Genomic DNA, 19,779 nt, shown 5'->3' on the forward strand with positions numbered 1-19,779 from the left:
GCCTGGCGCACCATAAAAAAACCCCGGCCACTGCTGGCCGGGGTTTCATCAGGTCCTCCATAATCCTACTTCACGAACTTCCTGTTCATGCTTCCTTGTGCGCCGCAAGCACTCCCTGCTTGCACTTCCTTGTAACGCCGTCCCTGCGTTATGTGCACACAGTGCGCCCTATAGCCGTTGAGTTATCTAACATAGGATATGAAACGCTAAAAGTTTTTGCTTTATCGGCGGATAAACACACGACACCTTGCAGTTGCTTCAATCAAAAACATACAATCATGCACGTTTGTAACTTATCAGGACATACCCGTGACGACGAGCCACTCCCCTTTCACAACCACCACGGCAAAACGCCTCGCCCCCTGGCTAGCGGCTGCGCTGGGCATCGCCTTGGCCACACCAGCGTTAGCTGATAACTGGGAAGGCACCTTTGGTGCTGGCGCCACCTACGCCCCTGATTACCTGGGTAGCGACGATTACGATATCCAAGCGCTGCCAGTGCTCAATCTTACCTACGGCGACCAGCTCTCCATCAACCTGCGCGACGGTATTGCTTGGCACGCAATTCGCCAGGGCAACTGGACCGCTTCTCCGTTTATCGGCTATACCTTCGGGCGCGATAACGAAGGCGACATCAGCCGCTTTGAGAAAGTCGATGGCGGTGCCACTCTTGGCCTGCGCTTGAGCTATCAACAAGGCCTTTGGCGTTACAGCGTCGCGGGCAGTACGGCGGTGACGGGGGATGTCGAAGGCGCTAACTTCACAGGTGATGCAGCCCTGCGCCTGCCCATGAGCGAACGCACGCTCTTCACTCTGACACCGATGTGAGCTACTCCAATGAAAAATGGACAGAATCGTTCTTTGGCGTCTCGGCACAAGACAGCGCCCGCAGCGGCATAGCGGCTTACACACCTGATGGCGGTTACTGGCGGGCAGGCATTAACCGGCGTATCGTTGACCTACCGCTTCTAAGTTGCAATATAAGGTGGGAAAACGGCGGGCCCACCACCCGCCGTTTTTACTATCGAGCCGCTCGTTTAGCGTGTCAGCCACGCCATCAGCGCTTCAGCTGTAGGTGCTGAAGAAGGCGGGTTCTGGCCGGTAATTAGCTGGCCATCTTCACGTACATAGGGCGTAAAGATATCGGCTTTGCTATAGATACCGCCATACTTCTGCAGCGCATCTTCTACCAAGTGCGGTACCACATCCGTGAGGCCGACAGCATCTTCTTCACCGTTGGTGAAGCCAGTAACTTGACGACCTTTCACCAGCGGTTCGCCGTTACTGTCTTTGGCATTTACTAGCACGATTGGCGCGTGACAAACAGACGCCACCGGCTTGCCCTGGGCAATGAAGGTTTCAATCAGTTTGATGGAGTCTTTGTCATCCACTAAATCCCACAGCGGACCGTGGCCTCCGGGGTAGAAGACTGCATCGAAATCGTCCGCTTTCATCTCGCTCAGCAGGTGTGTATTGGCAAGCTCTGCTTGGGCAGCTTCGTCTTGCTTAAAACGACGCGTTTCGTCGGTTTGGCTATCTTCTGCATCGCTTTTAGGGTCCAGCGGCGGCTGGCCGCCTTTCGGTGATGCCAGCGTGACCACAGCTCCCGCGTCTTTAAACACGTAGTAAGGCGCTGCAAACTCTTCCAACCAGAAACCGGTCTTCTCGCCAGTATCGCCTAGCTGATCATGTGAGGTTAGTACCACTAGAATACGCTTGCTCATCTCGATGCTCCTGATAGTGAAGAGTGGGATAGCGTTGTGCGTTACTTTAATTACTTTGGGGCGCTCGTCTAAGGTTACAAGCCCTATCTACCATCCGTGTATAAAAAACAATATTCTTCAGATTCATCGTTAACTCTTTGTTTTAATATGGGTAGTTAACATAAACCATCATTTACGTACTATTTAAGTACAATAAACATACAATATTATCTTGTACATCATTTAACCCTACCCTATAGTTAAAAAGGTTCGCGGCAGGGATACCGCGTCACAAGGGAATGTACGATAAGGATCAGCGAATATTACCCACGGAAGGAGTCAGCTCAGGATGAGCTACGTGACACCACGGAAGGCTAGGTACTAGAAGCATTGGTGCTTAAAAAAGCGTCCTCATTTATGAGGGCGCTTTTTCATGGGTGCAAGGCTGGCTCATCACACCTTGGCCGCGTATCACAAGGCCATTCATGCAGACAGCAATAGGTAGAGAGTGAGTTTTCACGAACGAACATTTTTCCGCAACGGCCCTTCGCACCGCTTGGAATCGGCCAGCAGTTTTGGCTTGATTCGTCGCCAATTTGATTTTCGCTCCATCGAGATTGGCCGCTGGGTGACGAGCGCTGAGCGAGATCGGGCAGCGGAGCTATTTCACGATGCGCTTTGCGACCTAATGCTAATTCTCCAAGTTACCGAAACGCTGATTTCACTAAGGGGCTCTCTCGCGCTGCAATACGGTACTGGTGGCAGACCCGGTGTATCCGCCCACTACGACCCTAGCCAGCGTAGCTTCGCGCTGGCCAAAAACGCAGGCCCTGGCAGTATTGCCCATGAGTGGTTTCACGCCTTCGACCACTACATTGCGCCTAAATGCTTTCAAGCCGTGCCGAACAGCGTCTTTGCTTCCGCCGCCTGGCTGGCCGACACCAAGCCTATTCACCACACGTTAAATCAGCGGTTAATCGCCTGCTTCCGGGCCATTATGCTTCAGCCAGATGGTCAGCAGCCCAGCCCTCTGTTTCACCACTCTGCGGCGATGGATAAAGTGTTAGGCCAGCTCTACTACAGCAAGCCAGAAGAGCTATGCGCCCGAGCCTTTGAGGCTTTTGTGCAGGATGCCCCGCTCAAAAATCACTTTTTGGTGAAAGGCACCAAAAGCTCGACAGAAGCCGAACGCGGCTTATACCCACAAGGGGAACAACGCGAACAAATTAATAGCGCGTTTAGCGACTACTTCACAGCGCTAGGCGCAGCGCTGAACCACGCACGCGGATAAAAATGTGCGAAACCGCTAGCCAGCAGCTAGGCTTAAGGCACACTTATTTCTCAGAGGAAGAGAACATGCCGTCTACCACTACCATTGTTGTTGTCGTTGTTGTGATTGCCGTGGCAATTTTTGGCTTTAGCGGTGGGCTACCGTTTTAAAAGTTACCGTTTTAAAGTCAGTAGCTTTACTAACGCGAACGACGCCTTTTCATTCGGTACATTTTCACGTCTGCATAATTCAGTAGCGTATCAGCATCTTTGCCGTCTTCTGGGTAGTTGGCCACACCCACACTCCAAGGCGGCATGCCGATATCCCGCATATCCGCCCCTCCTACCTCTGCCGCGAGCGGTTCAGAGAGCACCTCCAGTATTTGGGCAGCTTTTTCGATGGCGGCCTCTTTAGAGTGAACGTCGGTTAATATCACCGTAAATTCATCGCCCCCCATACGTGCCACCGTATCAGTCTCACGCACGCAGCAACTCAAACGGCGAGCTACCTCGCAAAGCACCGCATCTCCCACCGCGTGGCCATGCACATCGTTAATTCGTTTGAAGTCGTTTACATCTAAAAACAGCAGCGCAAAACGGTTTTGATAGCGCCTTGCCGTACTTAACGCCGCCTCCAAACGATCGTAAAACAGTGAACGATTGGTCAGTTTGGTGAGCGGATCGTGATGTGCCAGAAAGCGCAGGTCGTCTTCCGCTTGCACCTGTGCGGTTACATCTCGAGCAACGCCAATTCTTACTTGCTCTTCATCCGACCAACGAGCCGACCAAAGCACATACACCACGCTGCCATTTTTATGCAGATAACGGTTACGAAAATCGAGATGGGGCTGCCCATTCATGACTCGCTTAATAGAGGCTTTGGTAATAGCCAGATCTTCCGGGTGCATATAGTGAGTAATTAGCGTGCCTACCAGCTCATCGGCACGGTAGCCCAGCAGCGATTCGCAGGCATCGCTGACAAAAAGAATCTGATGATCCGCATCCACGACGAACACAGTGTCGAGCATCAAGTGAATCAGCTTAGGATAGAGCGCCTGCAAATCAACGGACATGGACAGCCTAGTTGGGTGGCTTTTCTCGAGTATAGACGGATCGAGGGTTGCCTGGACAACTCTTATGGTGGTGAGAGGGGAATTCTGCACGCTGAGGCATGAGCACTGTTTGTTTATTCGCGAAAATCTCAGACACAAAAAAGCCCGCTGATTGCTCAGCGGGCTTTTTTTAAATTCTGTGGCGGAGAGGGAGGGACTATCTGATTTTCTACCTAACCCGCTGAAATGCTTGATATACGACGATATCTTGCTATTTTGGGACAAATCTTTGGGACAAATTAGCGGAAAACGTATGGCTGATAATCTAATTTTGAAAGGCTCCACTTGGCATGTTCGGTTGGAATTGCCTAACGATGTTCGTCATGCGTTCGGAAATCGTAGGAAGCTAACTAAATCTCTCAAAACAGGAAACAAAGCCGAGGCACACGCTAGAAAACTGCCAATCCTAGCGGAATGGAAATCAGTTATAACAAAAGCACGAAACGGAATAACTGCTGAAGAGCTTGAAAATGAGTTGCATCTTCTAAAAAACACAAGTGAACATCTCAGAGGTTTTTTTGAATCCACACTTATAAAACATATACGTGGCGAAAAAATATTTACAAAAGAAAATGCTTTGAGCCTTATCAAGACCTTTGATAAAGACATTTCAACAATATTTAAAAACGATACAGAAAAAGCTAAAATTTGGCGTCATCGGTTTTACCAAATGGGTAGCGATTTTTACGACCAAAGTGATGATAAGCCCAAAACAGATTTAGTTGCCGATTTTTTAAAAGCAGTAGAAGAATTTGTTGTTATTAAAAATGATTATATATCAAAAACCAAAGGTTACAGCAAAGAGCAAACAGAAACAATCACCCGCATTTTTAATAAGCCTGAAACCTATTCTCCAAAATCTCCGTTTACACCACAACGGCTTGAAGCCTTCGCCAAGCACCAAGTAGAAGTTAAGGGGCTTGCACAAAAAACCGTGGATAGTTATGTTTCCAAACTAAAGATTTTAAAAAAATATCTTGAAGAGGAAAAGCTAGAATTAACTTTTGAAATCTATCAACAGTTTTTGGACAGCTTAAGTAGTATTCAAGCAAAAACAAAGCAAAACCATATCCATGCTGGCTCGGGTTTTCATAAATGGGCTTCAAAATACGATTTAGACTATAAAAATCGCTATGATACGAGAATCAACCCATTTTTAGGCCATGAGTTACCCAATAGTAAGAAAAAAGGCAAAAAGAAAGAAGATAAAAGACTTGCTTTTAAAAACGAAGAAATTAAAAAACTTTATGAGTTTGCTATATCGAAGCAAAAACATCAAGTGGCGTATGCTGTCAAAATAGCTAGTTTAACGGGCTGTCGCATTGAAGAGGTATGTAGGCTCACAAAAAGGCATATCGTTGCTGAAAATGGGATTTTAAGCCTATATATTGAGGAAGGAAAGACAGATGCTAGCATTAGAAAAATTCCGATTCATCCAAGCTTGAAACCGCTTGTTGAGCAGTTGGTAAAAAATGCCGACTCCGAGGGCTATCTAATACACTCATCGGGCGGTAATAAATATGGAATCCGTTCAGACTCAATAAGCAAAGCTTTTGGCCGATTAAAAAAAGAACTTGGCTACGATTATCGTTATGTTTTTCATAGCATACGAAAAACGGTAATAACCACTCTACAGCATAATGATGTTAAACCACTGATAATTGCATCAATCGTCGGTCACGAAACTGGAACCATCACTTTTGATATATATAGTGACGGAGCCAGCCCACAACAAAAACTAGAAGCGATAAAGACATTACCGAGACTTGAATAAAGTTAAATATCAGGATTATCGGCAGGCACACGGAGAGCTTCGAGCTACATCAACCGCTTTTGAGAGATTTTGGGATCAAAAATTATAATGATTTAGGGGTTAAATAATAAAAACGCCAGCTTAATTGCTGGCGTTTTATTTAGTTGGCGGTATTGTATCCGTTATTTTTACACCATTGATAATTCTCAGTTTCAGCAAAAATGGGTTTTTTCTCCATTTTTCTTCCGATGTAAGTATAATCTTCTTTTGGTATTATTTCATAAAAGTGATCCCTGGTTTCCGCAATTTACGCTACTCCTTAATCCCCCCTAATAAATAGAGAGTTATCAACCCTTTTGCCGTCAACATGGGGTCTAGGGTAAGCCTGACCAGCCGGGTATGCTGAACAGTTTTGAACTTGCCAATATGTGCCAAAATCTTTATTGTATACAGGAACTCCTGCCTCCAAAGTTATTTCAACATTATATATTATTGTTTCCTCATGCTCTCCTGTTTCGAATACACCTTCATTTGAGCACATTTCTACATTACTTAAATGTTCTTGTTTCTCTTGTTCAGTCATCCCAAAAGTGGGGCTCGCATCTACCCCTTTAAGCTGTTGCCTATAAGCAAACTTCCCTTCTGCTACTGCCAATGATGATGAAGCAACCAACCCTATTGCTAAAACTGTTTTTAAAATTCTCTTCATAAAAGCCTCCTTTTATTTTTTATATTAAGTATAACACAGGTTAACCAATTAGAATAAATAGGTAATATGAAAACTGATTTTTACGGATTAAAATGGCTTTAAAAAATAGTGTGCTTTAATCAATCACATTCAATAACTAAGCCCAAACAAGGCTTGCCATATAAGTATGTTATAATGTTTAAAGTTAGTTTTTGGGTAGAAGCGAGCATACACAGGGGGCACTCGCTTCGCTCATTTCCCTGTGATACTCGCAAAGGGGCTACCGCCCCCTTGACCCCCGAAAACCAAACCCCAAAACCAACCCCAAACCGGCGACCGATGGAGGGTAATTTATTCTTAAGGAGGATTAAAATGAAGGTGGAAAAAAGAACAAAAATCGTAAAATCTCGTTTCAACGAAACGGAGATTGAGCTATTGAGAACGAATGCAAATGGCGAACCGCTAGGTGCATTTTTGAGAAATGCTGGGCTCGGCAATACCATCAAAGAAGTTTACAAAATAAAAAAAATATATACGCCAGTTGACCCAGATTTAATTTTTGAGCTTCAAAAATTGGGGATAAATTTAAACCAGATTGCAAGAAAGGTAAACCAAGATTCGAAGTCAGGAATGCCCCTTGAATTATTCCATATTTTATCTGAGCTCACAAAAATAACAGAATCATTAAACGAGATTAAGGAGGCTCACACTTATGATCGTAAAGTTTTTTAAATACGGGAAAAATACGAACAATCCCGCGAAGTCGGTAAAACAAGCAGTTGGCTATCTCTACAGTGAAGTGGATTCAAACAAAATACAGCGTTCTGTTAAGCCTGAAACTGTCAGGGGCGACCCACAAGGATTTTCAGATATTGTGGCTTACGGGAACCATGCGGGACGCTACACAAGTGGTGTTTTGAGCTTTGCAGAGAGCGACATTGACGAAGATTTACAAGAAAAAATCATTGATGATTTTGAAAGCGTGTTGTTGCCAGGTCTTGAGTTTGACCAGTATTCCAGCTTGTGGGTAAGACATAGAGACAAGGGGAGGCTAGAACTTCACTTTATGTTTGCTGGCGAGGAACTACACACAAACAAGCGTTTAAATGCTTACTATCACCGAGCCGATAGCACAAGAATAAATGCGTGGAAAGAAGCAATAAACGTTGAGTATGGATTCAAAGATCCAAACCACCCAAGCAACAAAGAAAGAATCTCGTATGCCAGTAATTTACCAAAGGGAAGAAAGGAAATTGTCGAAGCATTAAGCGCTATATGCTTGAAATGATTGGAAAAGGAGCAATAGAACCAAGCAGAGATGGCATTTTAAAATGGATTAAAACAATTAAAATTGGAGGTGTCGCGTGAAACAAACAAATCAATCTCAATCAAAGACCCCGCAGGAGGGCAAAACATCCGACTCAAAGGCTCACTATGGGAGCGAGATTTTAGACCGGATAGACACACGGAAGAAGCTGTTAGAAGAAGAAGCGAAGATTATGACCGCAGGAATCAGGAAAGAGCTAGAAACGCTAGAAACCGAGTTAAGGAACTATGTGAAAGGCGTGAAAGGCTTAACAGGACAAAATATGCGAAGCCTGACCCTGTGGCGCATATACGCCCCGATAACAGCCCTGCTAGTCGTATTGACGCTAGGAATAGCCTTGGGAGCGGTAGCGATGTACTACCTAGAAAACAAAGCCATCGTAACGACCCACCCCGACCACCGGAACCTTATCCAGTGCCAGGAGTTTTACGAAATAAAAAACCAGAAGTTTTGCCAACTATAAAAAAGGAGACAGAAAGCGATGCAGACACAAATAGAAAAAGAAATAATGCAACTTATGAAGAATTTCTCGAAAGAATACGAAGAAAAAGAAGAAGCCTTAAACGTATTCTTGGAGGAATTCTCCAAACGGCTAGAACAAGTCTTGGAAAATCAAAAGAATATGGAGAAAAATTACAGCACGATAACCGAATCTTACGAGATAATCTTGAAAAACTACGAGAGTTTGAACGAGAGAGTGAAAATCATCGAAAAGACTCACAAAGAATTGCTAACAAGCTAAAACAAAAAAAGCAAAACAACTACCCAAGAATGGACTATCATCCAAAATATTGATTGATTTAAACATCCCGTTGAAATAACGGGATGTTTAACCACGTTTCATCCCTTAATACTTAGCCATTATTTTTATCAAAGATAGCTTTTTGAAATGCGTCAAATATCAGTATTATTTTCAGTGCATTTTCTGCCGTACCATAATCTACATTATTCCCATGAAAGATTCGATGTCTGCTCAGAACGTCCTCTTTTTCATCGCCCCAAACAAAACCTGACCATAAAATATTTTCGTAGAACTCCCTAGAAATACCATCCTCCATAAAAGCAAAAAAATCATTTATGAAAGGTTTGATATTTCCTTTTCTTATCTTTTTCAACTCTTCTTTGTCATCTTCTTCGTCAAGCACTTCAAGCAGACGCTCTACCACGAGACCCTCTATGTGAGGGAGAATAATTGCAACACAACTTGAAATCGTTTCTCCCGGTAGTTCAACAATCCCTCTTTAAGTATGCACATTCGATTAGATAGAAAGGGGTTTTTAGACCACCGATCTTCTATTTCATCTATTCTCTCATTATCATAAAAGTCAATGAAAACCTTGCTCATTTCTTTTATGAATTTATCTATATGCCTCGTCTCGTTTTCTAATATATTTAAAAAATCATCCATTAATTTGTCCAGTTGGCTAGCTGGAAAATCAAGGGGAGGAGGCCAGCCTGCCTTTAGAAATAAGATTGGGGTAGCTTCGTTTCGTTCTTTAAGGTAATGAGCAACTTCGGTTATCCAGTTTGATTCGTCTAGCAACCGATTACATCCATCTTGAAAAGGCTTATGAAAGGGCTCAGTTTCGGATCGAAATTGTTCAAATTGGCGTTGCAGAGGGTTATTCAAAATCTTGTTTAGTGCTTCTTTGTTTATGATGCTTCGATTTATATTCATAACTATTCACTCCGTTTTAAGCTTTATTGATTGAGTAAGAGAGTATGGTTCTCACATCTCTAGTTTCCTGTTGTTGCTATTTCCACTGCATAAATGCAGATAAATTGACAGTCTTACAGTATAGAAGGTTCAATGAAATTGTGTTGTTCACAAATAATATTTGGCAGAAGATAGAGTGGCGTTAATCGTAATCATAGGACCGCAGAATCGTTCATAGATTCACTACAAGGGGAACGTCAATTGTAGGGGATTAGAAAAGCCTGGAAAGGCCGAGGGTGCGGATTTTGACCCCGTTCAGGAGCCTACCACCAGAGACGATATGTATTTTTTAGAAATTAAAAAGTATGCGAAGGAACAGATAGCGGAACAGCTTGAAAATTGGTAGCAAATATAGGCCAGCAACTAACTGGCCTGTTTTACTCTTTTTTATTTCTTAAACTCACCTTTCACAACTCTTTCACCATTCTCTGTGTAAGTTACTGTTAGCTCGAAATTTTCTCTTCTTTTTCGAACATCATTCCAGTCACCTTTAGCAAAATAGTGAGGGTTAAACTCATAATACCCTCTGCTTATCTGCTTGATTATACCTGATTTTTTTAATTTCATTAGCGCATTATCAAACATTTGGGTTGGTCTAGCTTTAGTCGGCTTGATGCCTAGCCTTTCCATAATTTCTAGCTTAACGTAGCTGTTTAAAATCACAGTTCCTTCATAATTCATCTTCTTAACTAACTCAAAAAGAATATTTGATGTTGAGTTAGGAAGGTTATGTATTGCTGTCAAATCCTGTATATACAACTTAATGAAAGGAGGTTCAGAAGGCATCTTATATACTTTGCATTCTTCTGATTCTGTTACCTCTCCCGTCCCAGGATTAAAGCGCGTATGTTTGCTAATCATTGTGACTTTTTTCTTTGCATTTGCCATTTTTATTCCTCCACTTTCTAACTTTTTATTGTTTGCGATAATATTATTATAACATAATAAAACAAACTTCAAGAAGTTAGAAAGAAATATTTTCCAATGCGTATTTATGGGCTTAAAAATGGCGTTAAGTTTCTAATCACTGCGGTTAGAAACTTATGCATAAAATACGGTATTTTTAGAGTGTGCGTTATTGACTGCAATATTTAAGCTATAGAGCTTTAAATAAGGCGTTTTTATTTTTTATACCAGATATCGCAATACCCTAGTTTCTAATCAGGGTGATTAGAAACTCTAACCCCGGTGATTAGAAACTCTAACCCCCCTGATTAGAAACTTTTAATCAAAAAAACGTCATATTTATAGGTCTTTTGCGTTGTTTTTGACATTATTTTTTGAAGTCGCCCCCTCTATTATATTTAGCACCTATTTTCTAACCACTGCGATTAGTTTCTAACGATTAGAAATTCCGATGTTGAAAATAACCCGCAAAGCTCGCTTCGCTCCCTTGTTTTATTGTTTTTAATTACTCCCGCCCTTCGGTTGGGGTTATTGAGCAAGGAGGTATTAGTTTTCTTAGAACAAAGAGAACAGCAAAAGTCTAACCATCACGCCTACCCAACTGCTAACTGTGACAGTTAGCAAATCTAATCACGGCAGTTAGTTTTTACGAATTAAAGTGGTTGTTGCATATTTTTAAAGAACGATTCTCATTTTCTTTACTTGCTTAGGTGGTTTCATACGTCTGCCCACATGAGAAATTGCTAAATCAAAGCAAAAGGAAGGAGAAGTGAGCATATTATTTATTCAATGTCAAGCATTATTTGCGAGAAAATCGGTTTTCCGCCTGCACGGCTTTCTAAGGCGTTTAGGGTGCCTGGGGCTACATCGCCCTAGGGCAGAGGGGTAGAACGGCTGTAAAGGCGGTTTTTTTAGCTTTTGGCGGGGCTTTATATCGGGGTATTAGCTAACTGGGCACGTCTATCAATTGAACAGTGCTAAGTTGTGTTTTATGAAAAGCTTTGGGACAAAATATTGGGACAAATCTGAAAACAAAAATCCCCGCAATCTATTGATTTACGGGGATTTTTTAATTCTGGCGGAGAGGGAGGGATTCGAACCCTCGAAGCCTTTCGACTTACACACTTTCCAGGCGTGCTCCTTCGACCACTCGGACACCTCTCCACATTTTAGCTCTGCTGTTAGGCGCTGCCTTTCTCAACAGAACGGCGCATATTCTATGGTCTAAGCCGTGAAATAGCAAGCCTTTTTCCTGCCTAGGCGTTTGGCAGCACGGCGTAGCGGCCTATGGCTTCTAGGCAGAGCGAATCTCCGCAGTAGAGCTGATGCGTTAGCTCGATGCTGCCCTTACCTCGTTCACTGAGTTTAGCAGCAAGCTGTGCAGGGCCATCCGGATGGCTAGGGGCACAAGTCATGCGATAATCACCCGTGACTGGGGCAAGAAAGCGTTGGCTGGCTTCAGCAACCACCACATCCTGCGCCCTGCCCTGCTGGCGTAGCCAGAGGGTGACCCAGCACCAGCCTTGTAGCGTGGCTTGTGCACTCAGCGCGCCGCCAAAGCCGGTACCTTTGTCGTTGAGGTTGGGCGTAAGCGCCAGTTGCCACGTGAGCGCGCCGTTGGCTTGGCTCATGCGAGTAATGCCCAGCGCCTCTACCATAGGAATGGCCGCCTCCAGCCAGCGCTGAAAGGCAGCTAGGTCCTCCTCGCCTTCCGGTAGCGGCAGGCGGGGATGTGGAATACCGGGTTGGCGGGGCTGACTCATGGCGACCTCCTTGGCATTACAGGGGCTTAGGTTTAATCCCAACGCTCGACAAAATCCGCACTGTTGTGGGTTGCTACTGGCTTGTGGCGGCCCGCTAGGCTGCCCAAATAGGTAAAGGCAACGACTTTGTCATCTTCATCCAGACCCAGGCCTTTGCGCACCACGGGATCAAACGCGTATTTGCCGCTGCGCCACATGGCTCCTAGACCTAGCGCGTGGGCCGCCAGCAAAATGCCGTGAGCGGCACAGCCTGCTGAAATCACCTGCTCGATTTTAGGCACTTTGGGAAGGTCCGGCGTCACCTTGGCAATCACCGCGATAATCATCGGTGCACGCAGGGGCTTTTTGCGCGCGGAGTTTAGCGTGTCGTCACTGGCGTGGGGGTCTTCCTGAAATTCGGCTTCAGCAAACAGCTCGCCCAGGCGCTCCCGGCCTTCGCCGGAGAACTCGATAAAGCGCCACGGGCGAAGCTCTTTGTGATCAGGGGCGCGTAGGGCCGCTTGGTATATGGCGCTGAGCTGGTCGGCGCTGGGGGCAGGCTCGGTGAGCTTGCCCATGGAGCTACGTTCGTGAAGCAGTGCGAGTGCGTCCATGATAACTTCTTCTCCATTAAAGGTGAGCGTTACTGCCGTGCTAAGCGCAGCGGGCTGGGGGGCGCAAGACCCGGCGTTGCACGCCAAGGGCTGATGTCCAAGCCACCACGGCGAACGTAGCGGGCCAATACCAACAGCTCTTCTGGCTTCGCTTGCTGCATTACGTCAGTAAAAATATGTTCGACGCAGTGCTCGTGAAAATCCTGGTGCTGGCGGTAGCCAATTAGGTAGCGCAGTAGCCCTTCTCGGTCGAGCTTGGGGCCTTTATAGCGAATCAAGACGCTTCCCCAATCCGGCTGACCGGTCACCGGGCAGTTGGATTTTAGCAGATGCGAATGCAGCGTCTCTTCGACGATCTCATCACTGGCAGTAAGGTGCGTGGCACTTGGCGTGTAGTCGCTAACCTCGATATCCAGGTCGTCTAAGCACTCCCCCGGCAGGCGCTGAGGGGCCAGTTCACTATCATCCACCCCCAGTAGCTCAACGCTCACGCTGGCACCGGCAGCGCTGTTGAGGTCGCGCACTAGCGTCTTTTCTACTTCAGCTTGGCTAGCAAAGCGAGTTTGGTTGAGGCTGTTGAGGTAGAGCTTCCAGGATTTGGACTCAATCAGATGGGGCGAGCTTGCTGGCAGACGGAAGCGTGCCACGGCGACGATCGGCTTGCCGCGGCCATTGAGCCAGGAGACTTCAAACGCGTGCCACTCATCTTCGCCAACAAATGGCAGTGCGCCCTCTTCAATGCCCAGCGGCGCACGATTGGCCGCACGGGGAATGGGGTACAGCAACCCTGCATCGTACTGCTCGGGGTAAGCGGAATCGCGCCCCAGGGGCGCGTGTTCTAAAGTGTCGGGGCGATGTGCCATGGAAACTCTCTCAGTCGTGCTAGTTCAATAAGGGCATTGCAGTCAGGCCGTGAATTAGCTGCGAATGCCCTTACCGCGCTCTAGCATGGTCAGCGCGACCATAAACAGGACAACAATAAAGGCGAAAATAGCCGCTAATGCCCAGACTACCGGAATATCAGAGACGCCCAAAAAGCCGTAGCGGAAGACGTTCACCATATACAGAATCGGGTTGAGCATCGAGACGCCCTGCCAGAAATCCGGCAGCATCGAAATCGAGTAGAACACACCGCCCAAGTAGGTCAGCGGCGTCAGAATAAACGTCGGCACGATGGAGATATCGTCAAACTTGTTCGCCAACAGGGCGTTGATAAAGCCGCCAATGGAGAATAGCGGCGAGGTGAGCACCACCACCAACACCGTGAGCAGCGGATGCTCAACCGTTAAGCGAGTGAAAAACAGCGACACCAGCGTCACAATCAGCCCGACGCCCAAACCCCGCGCCATGCCGCCCAGAATAAACCCGGAAAGGATCACGCCATTGGGCATGGGTGACACCATCATCTCTTCGATGGAGCGCTGAAACTTGTTGGAGAAGAAGCTGGACGCCACGTTGGAGTAGCTGTTGGTGATCACCGACATCATGATCAGCCCTGGCACGATAAAGTCCATGTAGCTGAAGCCGTCCATATCACCAATGCGCGTCCCAATCAGGTTGCCAAAAATGATGAAGTACATGGCCATGGTGATGGACGGCGGTAGCAGGGTTTGCGGCCAGATTCGGGTGAAGCGCTTGATCTCTTTAAGTACTAGCGTCCATAAAGCCACGAGGGTTTGCATTGCATTCATGCGCGGGCCTCCTGCTTTTCACGCTGGTCGATGGCCTGCTGACTGCTCTCTACCATGGAAACAGAACATCTCCTCTAAGCGGTTGGCACGGTTACGCATGGATACCACCTGAATGCCCTGCGCGCTTAACGCACTGAACACATCGTTCAACTGCTGGCCACGATGAATCACCAGCGCCAGCTGGGAGGACTCGATTTGCTGCAGCTCAAAGCCTTCAATGGTGGGCACTTGCTCCACCGGCTCGGCGAGATCCAGCAGGAAGGTTTCGGTGTCCAGCTCCGCCAGCAGCTCTCGCACGCTGGTGTTCCGAACGATTTCACCATGATTAATAATGGCGATATTACGGCACAGGCTCTCGGCTTCTTCGAGGTAGTGCGTGGTCAGAATGATCGTGGTGCCTTCATCGCGGTTAATGCGGCGCATGTACTCCCACATGCTGCGGCGCAGTTCGATATCGACCCCGGCAGTGGGCTCGTCGAGAATCAGCAACTTGGGTCGGTGCATCAAGGCACGCGCAATCATTAGGCGGCGCTTCATACCTCCTGAGAGCATTCGCGCACTGCCGTTGCGCTTTTCCCACAGCCCTAAATCGGTCAGCAGTTGCTGGCGCGAGGCAATGCTTCGCTGCGCTTCATGCCGTAGTAACCCGCCTGGGCCAGCACGATATCCAGCACTTTCTCGAACTGGTTGAAGTTAAACTCCTGCGGCACCACGCCCAGCTGGTACTTGGCTTTAGCGAAGTCTTTATCAATGTCGATTCCAAAAATCGACACTTTACCCGCCGTTTTCTGTACCAGCGAGCAAACGACGCCAAGGGTGGTGGACTTTCCTGCGCCGTTGGGGCCCAACAGCGCAAAAAAATCGCCCTGCTGGACGTCTAAATAATACCTTTTAACGCTTGGAAGCCGTTGCCATACACCTTGGTAAGGCCACGGATCGACAATGCCGGTTCGGCCATGAATATGTCCTGTCAGCAAGTGGGAGCACAAAAGAGCTAGAAGGGAGGATATCGGGGCATGCATATATTTTTTCAAGTTAGCGGCTTATAACGCTTGAACACCTACCGCCATGCCCCTGATTTCCCTCTATTTCGCACTACATTAAGTGACACTTTGCCACGCTATTACTGAGGTAACTCACTATTTAATACTTTAGTATTAGTTGCGCGCCGCTCCTCCCCCTCCTCCTAGCGGCACCCCAAGAAGCACCCTTTTTAATAAGAGAACTCACCAATAATGAGCACTACTACTATTACTCCGTCTTTAGGCATGAATGCCTATACCTCAACGCCATCTTCATCAGGAAATGCTCATAAAGGGCTTGCCGCTTTGCCACTGCGCCGACAGCGGCTGCTAGGCATCGCCATCTTGTGGCTGATCCTTGCCGTTATGATCGCGATCAACGCGTTTCAAAGCCGTGCGCTGCTCTACACCGAACGCGAACAGCGCATGGTGACCGCTGTCGATATCGCCATCTCAACCCTGGAGCACTTTCACCAGCTAGCCGAACAAGGCCAGCTCTCCAACCAGGAAGCACAGCGACAAGCCTTTAACACGCTGCGCGACGTGCGTTTTGGCGAAGAGGACAATTACCTATTCGCTTTTAATGACAGTCTACACATACTTGCCCACCCTAAACGGGAAGTGGGTGAGGATGTTTCCCAGGTAAAAGACCCGGAAGGCACGCTGATATTCCAAACCATGCTGGAGAATACCCAGGCAACGGGCAGCGGCTTTACCGAGTATTTCTCTAACTTCGCTCGGGGCGGTGATGCCCAACCGCAGGTTCGCGCCTACTCTGCCGCCTTTACCCCGTGGGATGCCTACGTTGCCAGCAGCGTTTTTGTGGGCGATGTGAGCAGCACCATCCTGAAACAGCTAATCGAGAGCGTCCTGGTCGGCATTTTGGCGGGAGCGCTGGTTACGCTAGCCTTCTGGGGCATGGTCTCGTTGATTCTGCGTCGTTTAGGCGGCGAACCCGACTATGCCGCTAGCGTGGTATCGCGCATTGCTCAAGGCGATTTAACAGCCCCCGTGATACTGCAGCAAAACGACACCAACAGCCTGCTGTATGATATTCGCCACATGCGCGATAAGCTGCGCGATTCCATGCAAGAAATCCAAACGACTAGCGCTGCGGTTGACCACAACGCAGCGGATATTGCCGAGGGCAACCAGGAACTCTCTTCGCGCACCGAACAGCAGGCTGCCGCACTGCAGCAAACCTCCTCCAGCATGGAAGAAGTAACCGCGACAGTGCGCCAAACCGCCGATAGGTAGAGCAAGCGAAAGAGCTGGTACGCAGCGCAGGGGAAACGTCTCAAGCGGGCCAGAAAGCCATTGGCGATGCGGTAGCCTCTATGCAAGAGATCACTGCGGAAGCAGACAAAATCACCGATATCGTCACGCTGATCGATAGCATCGCCTTCCAGACCAATATCCTGGCCCTTAATGCATCGGTTGAAGCGGCTCGCGCTGGGGAACATGGCCGCGGTTTTGCAGTGGTGGCCGGGGAGGTTCGCCAGTTAGCCAACCGCTCGGCCAGTGCCGCTCATGAGATCAAAGGGCTGATCAACGCGTCGAACACCCAAGTGAGCAACGGCGCCACGTTAGTAGATACCGCCAAGCAGCGTATGCAGGATATTGATCAGCGCATCCAACGGGTGAACGACCTGTTTGCAGACATCACCGCCGCCACCCACGAGCAAACCCGTGGCATTGAGCAAATTAATGTGGCCATCGCCCAGTTGGATCAGGCGACCCAAGACAACGCCTCGATGGTGCAGCAAACAGCCACAGCCGCCCAAAACCTTAAGCAAGTAACAAGCTATCACTCTACAAACTACTTACCATCGGAATGGCGTCCCATAAGGGGTTCGAACCCTTGTGCTCACGGTCACTTAACAGCGTGGTAGGCCACTTCACGTTGGTGGATTAACCCTACAGCGCTCAGGCCTTACGCCTGGGCGCTATCATTAGCGCCGCCCAAACGGCACGCACGCAAAAACGCCGCTATTGATAAGCGGTGGATAGCAATAACTAAATTAGGGATCAGGCAATAAGGATTTCAGACTTCAGAAAAGAGGTTTGCATGGAGCGGGAAAAGAGATTCGAACTCTCGACCCTCGCCTTGGCAAGGCGATGCTCTACCACTGAGCTATTCCCCGCAACGCAAACAATACAGCGATGTTTTATAAAGTGAGTGGCGTCCCATAAGGGGTTCGAACCCTTGTTACCGCCGTGAAAGGGCGGTGTCCTAGACCACTAGACGAATGGGACGTTTCATTGCCTCGTCGAGGTGGCGCGTATGTTACCCAGACCTCATCTAGCTGTCAAGCACTCTGATATCAAAACGTTGATTGGATGACGATTTGAGGATTTATCATCGCGCGCCTTGCGTGCGCAATCATAGTGCCGGGCGCTGCTTTTTTCACCTCTATCTCGCATCATTGCGGTGCATCGGCTTTTTCCAATGTCAGCTGCGGTTAGGTAATCCCCTCTCTAAAGTAACGACAAACCGCTAAAAATCTTTCATTTTGAATAAAATCGATTTTTTGGCACGCCCCTTGCAACTTCGTTAGTGAACAAACGACGTGTCTTATTTGCTAACCCTCGTTTACTCCTGACTGCTTGAGGTGCCTTATGTCCTTTACCCGTCGCAAATTCCTCACCACCGCTGCGCTCACCTCCACCGCTGGCTTGGTGCTGGGCGCACCCTCTATTGCGAAAGCCCAGTCTTACAAACGGTTTAACTGGCGCATGACCAACGCCTACAGCCCCGGCTCACCTTTCTATGTAGAAGGCCCCGGCAGCCCCACCGATGTGATTGCCAAAATTAACGCCATGTCTGGCGGGCGTTTAAACATTCAGCACTTTTCTGCGGGTGAACTGATTCCTGCATTGGAAGGGTTCGAGGCGGTGCAAAGCGGCACGATTCAAATGAACGCGGCCAACAGCTACTTCTGGTCGGGCACTACGTTCGCTGCCCAGTACTTCACCACCGTGCCCTTCGGTATGAGTTTTATGGGCCACATGGCCTGGCTGTACCACGGCGGCGGCTTGGAGCTATGGGAAGAGGTCTACGCGCCCTACGGCATGATCGCTCTGCCGCTCAACAACACCGGCGTGCAGATGACCGGCTGGTTCCGCGAGCCGATTGAAGACATCGGCCAATTGAACGGCCTGCGCATGCGCGTACCCGGCCTGGCAGGCAAGGTGTACTCAGCGCTGGGGGTCGATGCCCGTGTACTGCCCGGCGGTGAAATTTTCCCAGCGCTGGAGCGTGGCGTGATTGACGCCGCTGAATTCGTTGGCCCTTACCAGGACCGCCGCATGGGGCTGCAAAATGCGGCCAAGTTCTACCACACCACCGGCTGGCACGAACCTTCCACCACCGGCGAGCTGCTGATTTCCAAGCAGCACTGGGACGAACTGCCTGATGACCTGAAGATGATCGTGAAGAGCGCCTGTATGGCAGCCTGTCTGGAAAGCGTGACGTGGTCAGAAGCGGTGAACGGCGAAGCAATGACCGACCTTGTTGATAACCACGGCGTGACCGCCAGCATGCTGCCGGAACCCGTAGTGAGCGCCCTGCGCGAAGCCACCATGGACACACTGGCCACAGAAGCCAACGCCGATCCACTGGTGCGCAAAGTACACGATAGCTACATGGCCTTTAAGGCCAACCATGACCGCTGGGCAGGCGCCAGCGAACGTGCTTGGTTAAACGACATTATCGGGGTGTGATATGCAAGCCGTGGAACGTGTTGTCCACGGGATCGAGGCGGTGGTCCGGCTGTTTGGCTGGATCGCCGCTTGGACCTGCGTGGTACTAGTGGCCCTGGTCGCAGGCGATGTGGTGATGCGCTACTTTTTCAGCATTGGTGCCGTATGGCTTCAAGAGCTGCAGTGGCACTTAATCTCCCCCATTGCTCTGTTTGGTATGTCGTATCTGCTGTTTATGGGCGAACAGGTGCGGGTCGATGTGTTTTATGAGCGCTTCCCAGTGGCGCTACAGCGGGTAATTGAAGTGATTGGTGGCCTGCTGCTGCTCGCCATGGGGCTGTATATCGCTTGGCTCACGCTGCCCTGGGTGGAACAGTCCTACCTACGTAACGAAGCTTCCCCCAACCCTGGCGGCCTTCCGCTTCGCTGGGTGCTCAAAGCCCTGATCCCCTTTGGCTTTCTCTTATTGGCAATGCAGGGCTTGGCCCACGCGCTGCGCCAAGGGTTTGCCCTTCCAAGCCGAGGTGAATAAC

Annotated in this window: 20 protein-coding genes, 3 tRNA genes and 2 pseudogenes; 11 read left to right on the forward strand and 14 right to left on the reverse strand. The window is 48.4% G+C overall.

What is annotated here, in order from left to right; translation table 11 throughout:
- Positions 1–309: 309 nt before the first annotated feature.
- Positions 310–1,082: pseudogene (locus B4967_RS19905) on the forward strand (MipA/OmpV family protein).
- Here the strand turns inward: B4967_RS19905 and B4967_RS17070 are convergent.
- Entirely contained in the window at positions 1,038–1,724 is a 687-nt protein-coding gene (locus B4967_RS17070) for a type 1 glutamine amidotransferase domain-containing protein (RefSeq protein ID WP_083026535.1), read from the reverse strand. The pseudogene B4967_RS19905 and the gene B4967_RS17070 sit on opposite strands and share 45 nt — an antisense overlap.
- Before the next feature lie 487 nt (positions 1,725–2,211).
- Between B4967_RS17070 and B4967_RS17075 the strand changes: the two genes are divergently transcribed.
- Positions 2,212–2,994, forward strand: a complete 783-nt coding sequence (locus tag B4967_RS17075; protein WP_083026536.1) for a CLCA_X family protein — start codon at positions 2,212–2,214, stop codon at positions 2,992–2,994.
- A 2-nt stretch (positions 2,995–2,996) separates the two neighbouring features.
- On the forward strand, positions 2,997–3,143 hold the full coding sequence (locus B4967_RS18095; protein ID WP_161491533.1) for a hypothetical protein: 147 nt from the start codon (positions 2,997–2,999) through the stop codon (positions 3,141–3,143).
- 29 nt (positions 3,144–3,172) lie between these two features.
- Here the strand turns inward: B4967_RS18095 and B4967_RS17080 are convergent, their stop codons facing one another.
- The gene (locus B4967_RS17080; RefSeq protein ID WP_083026538.1) at positions 3,173–4,045 is read right to left on the reverse strand and encodes a GGDEF domain-containing protein; all 873 of its coding nucleotides are present in this window, start codon (positions 4,043–4,045) and stop codon (positions 3,173–3,175) included.
- 292 nt (positions 4,046–4,337) lie between these two features.
- Between B4967_RS17080 and B4967_RS17085 the strand changes: the two genes are divergently transcribed.
- On the forward strand, positions 4,338–5,858 hold the full coding sequence (locus tag B4967_RS17085) for a tyrosine-type recombinase/integrase (RefSeq protein WP_139794532.1): 1,521 nt from the start codon (positions 4,338–4,340) through the stop codon (positions 5,856–5,858).
- Between the two features lie 298 nt (positions 5,859–6,156).
- On the opposite strand, the gene B4967_RS17090 is transcribed toward B4967_RS17085, so the two are convergent.
- A complete protein-coding gene (locus tag B4967_RS17090; RefSeq protein ID WP_083026541.1) occupies positions 6,157–6,546 on the reverse strand; it encodes a hypothetical protein in 390 nt (129 codons plus the stop codon).
- Between the two features lie 351 nt (positions 6,547–6,897).
- On the opposite strand from B4967_RS17090, the gene B4967_RS17095 reads away from it, so the two are divergent.
- From B4967_RS17095 to B4967_RS17955, 3 genes are all read left to right on the forward strand, one after another.
- Complete coding sequence (locus tag B4967_RS17095) at positions 6,898–7,257, forward strand: plasmid mobilization protein (RefSeq protein ID WP_161491534.1); 360 nt, start codon at positions 6,898–6,900, stop codon at positions 7,255–7,257.
- Complete coding sequence (locus B4967_RS17100; RefSeq protein WP_083026545.1) at positions 7,238–7,813, forward strand: relaxase/mobilization nuclease domain-containing protein; 576 nt, start codon at positions 7,238–7,240, stop codon at positions 7,811–7,813. Before B4967_RS17095 ends, B4967_RS17100 begins: the two co-directional genes overlap by 20 nt.
- Before the next feature lie 69 nt (positions 7,814–7,882).
- The gene (locus tag B4967_RS17955; protein WP_139794533.1) at positions 7,883–8,647 is read left to right on the forward strand and encodes a hypothetical protein; all 765 of its coding nucleotides are present in this window, start codon (positions 7,883–7,885) and stop codon (positions 8,645–8,647) included.
- Positions 8,648–8,706: 59 nt separating this feature from the next.
- Here the strand turns inward: B4967_RS17955 and B4967_RS17115 are convergent, their stop codons facing one another.
- The 9 genes and pseudogenes from B4967_RS17115 to B4967_RS17155 all read right to left on the reverse strand — a co-directional run bounded on the left by B4967_RS17115 (position 8,707) and on the right by B4967_RS17155 (position 15,480).
- Complete coding sequence (locus B4967_RS17115; RefSeq protein ID WP_083026550.1) at positions 8,707–9,018, reverse strand: hypothetical protein; 312 nt, start codon at positions 9,016–9,018, stop codon at positions 8,707–8,709.
- Positions 9,019–9,026: 8 nt separating this feature from the next.
- On the reverse strand, positions 9,027–9,530 hold the full coding sequence (locus B4967_RS17120; RefSeq protein WP_083026552.1) for a hypothetical protein: 504 nt from the start codon (positions 9,528–9,530) through the stop codon (positions 9,027–9,029).
- A 426-nt stretch (positions 9,531–9,956) separates the two neighbouring features.
- On the reverse strand, positions 9,957–10,457 hold the full coding sequence (locus B4967_RS17125) for a replication/maintenance protein RepL (RefSeq protein ID WP_083026553.1): 501 nt from the start codon (positions 10,455–10,457) through the stop codon (positions 9,957–9,959).
- Between the two features lie 1,094 nt (positions 10,458–11,551).
- Positions 11,552–11,639 (reverse strand) — tRNA-Ser (locus tag B4967_RS17130).
- Between the two features lie 92 nt (positions 11,640–11,731).
- A complete protein-coding gene (locus B4967_RS17135; protein ID WP_083026555.1) occupies positions 11,732–12,238 on the reverse strand; it encodes a YiiD C-terminal domain-containing protein in 507 nt (168 codons plus the stop codon).
- A 32-nt stretch (positions 12,239–12,270) separates the two neighbouring features.
- On the reverse strand, positions 12,271–12,831 hold the full coding sequence (locus B4967_RS17140; RefSeq protein WP_083026556.1) for a nitroreductase family protein: 561 nt from the start codon (positions 12,829–12,831) through the stop codon (positions 12,271–12,273).
- Positions 12,832–12,860: 29 nt separating this feature from the next.
- Positions 12,861–13,694, reverse strand: a complete 834-nt coding sequence (gene queF, locus B4967_RS17145; protein ID WP_083026558.1) for an NADPH-dependent 7-cyano-7-deazaguanine reductase QueF — start codon at positions 13,692–13,694, stop codon at positions 12,861–12,863.
- A 54-nt stretch (positions 13,695–13,748) separates the two neighbouring features.
- On the reverse strand, positions 13,749–14,522 hold the full coding sequence (locus B4967_RS17150; RefSeq protein WP_083026560.1) for an ABC transporter permease: 774 nt from the start codon (positions 14,520–14,522) through the stop codon (positions 13,749–13,751).
- A pseudogene (locus tag B4967_RS17155) lies at positions 14,519–15,480 on the reverse strand (ABC transporter ATP-binding protein). The gene B4967_RS17150 and the pseudogene B4967_RS17155 overlap by 4 nt, the downstream one beginning before the upstream one ends.
- Before the next feature lie 277 nt (positions 15,481–15,757).
- Here B4967_RS17155 and B4967_RS17960 point away from each other — a divergent pair.
- Positions 15,758–16,801, forward strand: coding sequence for a cache domain-containing protein (locus B4967_RS17960; RefSeq protein WP_139794534.1), 1,044 nt, complete (start codon positions 15,758–15,760; stop codon positions 16,799–16,801).
- 59 nt (positions 16,802–16,860) lie between these two features.
- Positions 16,861–17,436, forward strand: coding sequence for a methyl-accepting chemotaxis protein (locus B4967_RS17965; protein WP_243470681.1), 576 nt, complete (start codon positions 16,861–16,863; stop codon positions 17,434–17,436).
- 177 nt (positions 17,437–17,613) lie between these two features.
- Here the strand turns inward: B4967_RS17965 and B4967_RS17165 are convergent.
- Together B4967_RS17165 and B4967_RS17170 are read right to left on the reverse strand one after the other, a co-directional pair.
- Positions 17,614–17,689: transfer RNA gene (locus B4967_RS17165), tRNA-Gly, on the reverse strand.
- 35 nt (positions 17,690–17,724) lie between these two features.
- Positions 17,725–17,800, reverse strand: a tRNA-Glu gene (locus B4967_RS17170).
- Positions 17,801–18,163: 363 nt separating this feature from the next.
- Between B4967_RS17170 and B4967_RS17175 the strand changes: the two genes are divergently transcribed.
- Positions 18,164–19,267, forward strand: a complete 1,104-nt coding sequence (locus B4967_RS17175) for a TRAP transporter substrate-binding protein (RefSeq protein ID WP_083026562.1) — start codon at positions 18,164–18,166, stop codon at positions 19,265–19,267.
- Position 19,268: 1 nt separating this feature from the next.
- On the forward strand, positions 19,269–19,778 hold the full coding sequence (locus tag B4967_RS17180) for a TRAP transporter small permease subunit (protein ID WP_083026565.1): 510 nt from the start codon (positions 19,269–19,271) through the stop codon (positions 19,776–19,778).
- The last annotated feature ends 1 nt before the right edge of the window (position 19,779 follow it).

This window comes from Vreelandella lionensis, assembly GCF_002087295.1.
Taxonomy (GTDB): domain Bacteria; phylum Pseudomonadota; class Gammaproteobacteria; order Pseudomonadales; family Halomonadaceae; genus Vreelandella; species Vreelandella lionensis.

What these genes read in the sequence shown, in the direction of transcription:
- B4967_RS17070 (WP_083026535.1), bottom strand. Translation starts at nt 1,724, where the DNA reads ATGAGCAAGCGTATTCTAGTGGTACTAACCTCACATGATCAGCTAGGC.
- B4967_RS18095 (WP_161491533.1), top strand. Translation starts at nt 2,997, where the DNA reads ATGTGCGAAACCGCTAGCCAGCAGCTAGGCTTAAGGCACACTTATTTC.
- B4967_RS17080 (WP_083026538.1), bottom strand. Translation starts at nt 4,045, where the DNA reads ATGTCCGTTGATTTGCAGGCGCTCTATCCTAAGCTGATTCACTTGATG.
- B4967_RS17085 (WP_139794532.1), top strand. Translation starts at nt 4,338, where the DNA reads ATGGCTGATAATCTAATTTTGAAAGGCTCCACTTGGCATGTTCGGTTG.
- B4967_RS17090 (WP_083026541.1), bottom strand. Translation starts at nt 6,546, where the DNA reads ATGAAGAGAATTTTAAAAACAGTTTTAGCAATAGGGTTGGTTGCTTCA.
- B4967_RS17095 (WP_161491534.1), top strand. Translation starts at nt 6,898, where the DNA reads ATGAAGGTGGAAAAAAGAACAAAAATCGTAAAATCTCGTTTCAACGAA.
- B4967_RS17100 (WP_083026545.1), top strand. Translation starts at nt 7,238, where the DNA reads ATGATCGTAAAGTTTTTTAAATACGGGAAAAATACGAACAATCCCGCG.
- B4967_RS17120 (WP_083026552.1), bottom strand. Translation starts at nt 9,530, where the DNA reads ATGAATATAAATCGAAGCATCATAAACAAAGAAGCACTAAACAAGATT.
- B4967_RS17125 (WP_083026553.1), bottom strand. Translation starts at nt 10,457, where the DNA reads ATGGCAAATGCAAAGAAAAAAGTCACAATGATTAGCAAACATACGCGC.
- B4967_RS17135 (WP_083026555.1), bottom strand. Translation starts at nt 12,238, where the DNA reads ATGAGTCAGCCCCGCCAACCCGGTATTCCACATCCCCGCCTGCCGCTA.
- B4967_RS17140 (WP_083026556.1), bottom strand. Translation starts at nt 12,831, where the DNA reads ATGGACGCACTCGCACTGCTTCACGAACGTAGCTCCATGGGCAAGCTC.
- queF (WP_083026558.1), bottom strand. Translation starts at nt 13,694, where the DNA reads ATGGCACATCGCCCCGACACTTTAGAACACGCGCCCCTGGGGCGCGAT.
- B4967_RS17150 (WP_083026560.1), bottom strand. Translation starts at nt 14,522, where the DNA reads ATGAATGCAATGCAAACCCTCGTGGCTTTATGGACGCTAGTACTTAAA.
- B4967_RS17960 (WP_139794534.1), top strand. Translation starts at nt 15,758, where the DNA reads ATGAGCACTACTACTATTACTCCGTCTTTAGGCATGAATGCCTATACC.
- B4967_RS17175 (WP_083026562.1), top strand. Translation starts at nt 18,164, where the DNA reads ATGTCCTTTACCCGTCGCAAATTCCTCACCACCGCTGCGCTCACCTCC.
- B4967_RS17180 (WP_083026565.1), top strand. Translation starts at nt 19,269, where the DNA reads ATGCAAGCCGTGGAACGTGTTGTCCACGGGATCGAGGCGGTGGTCCGG.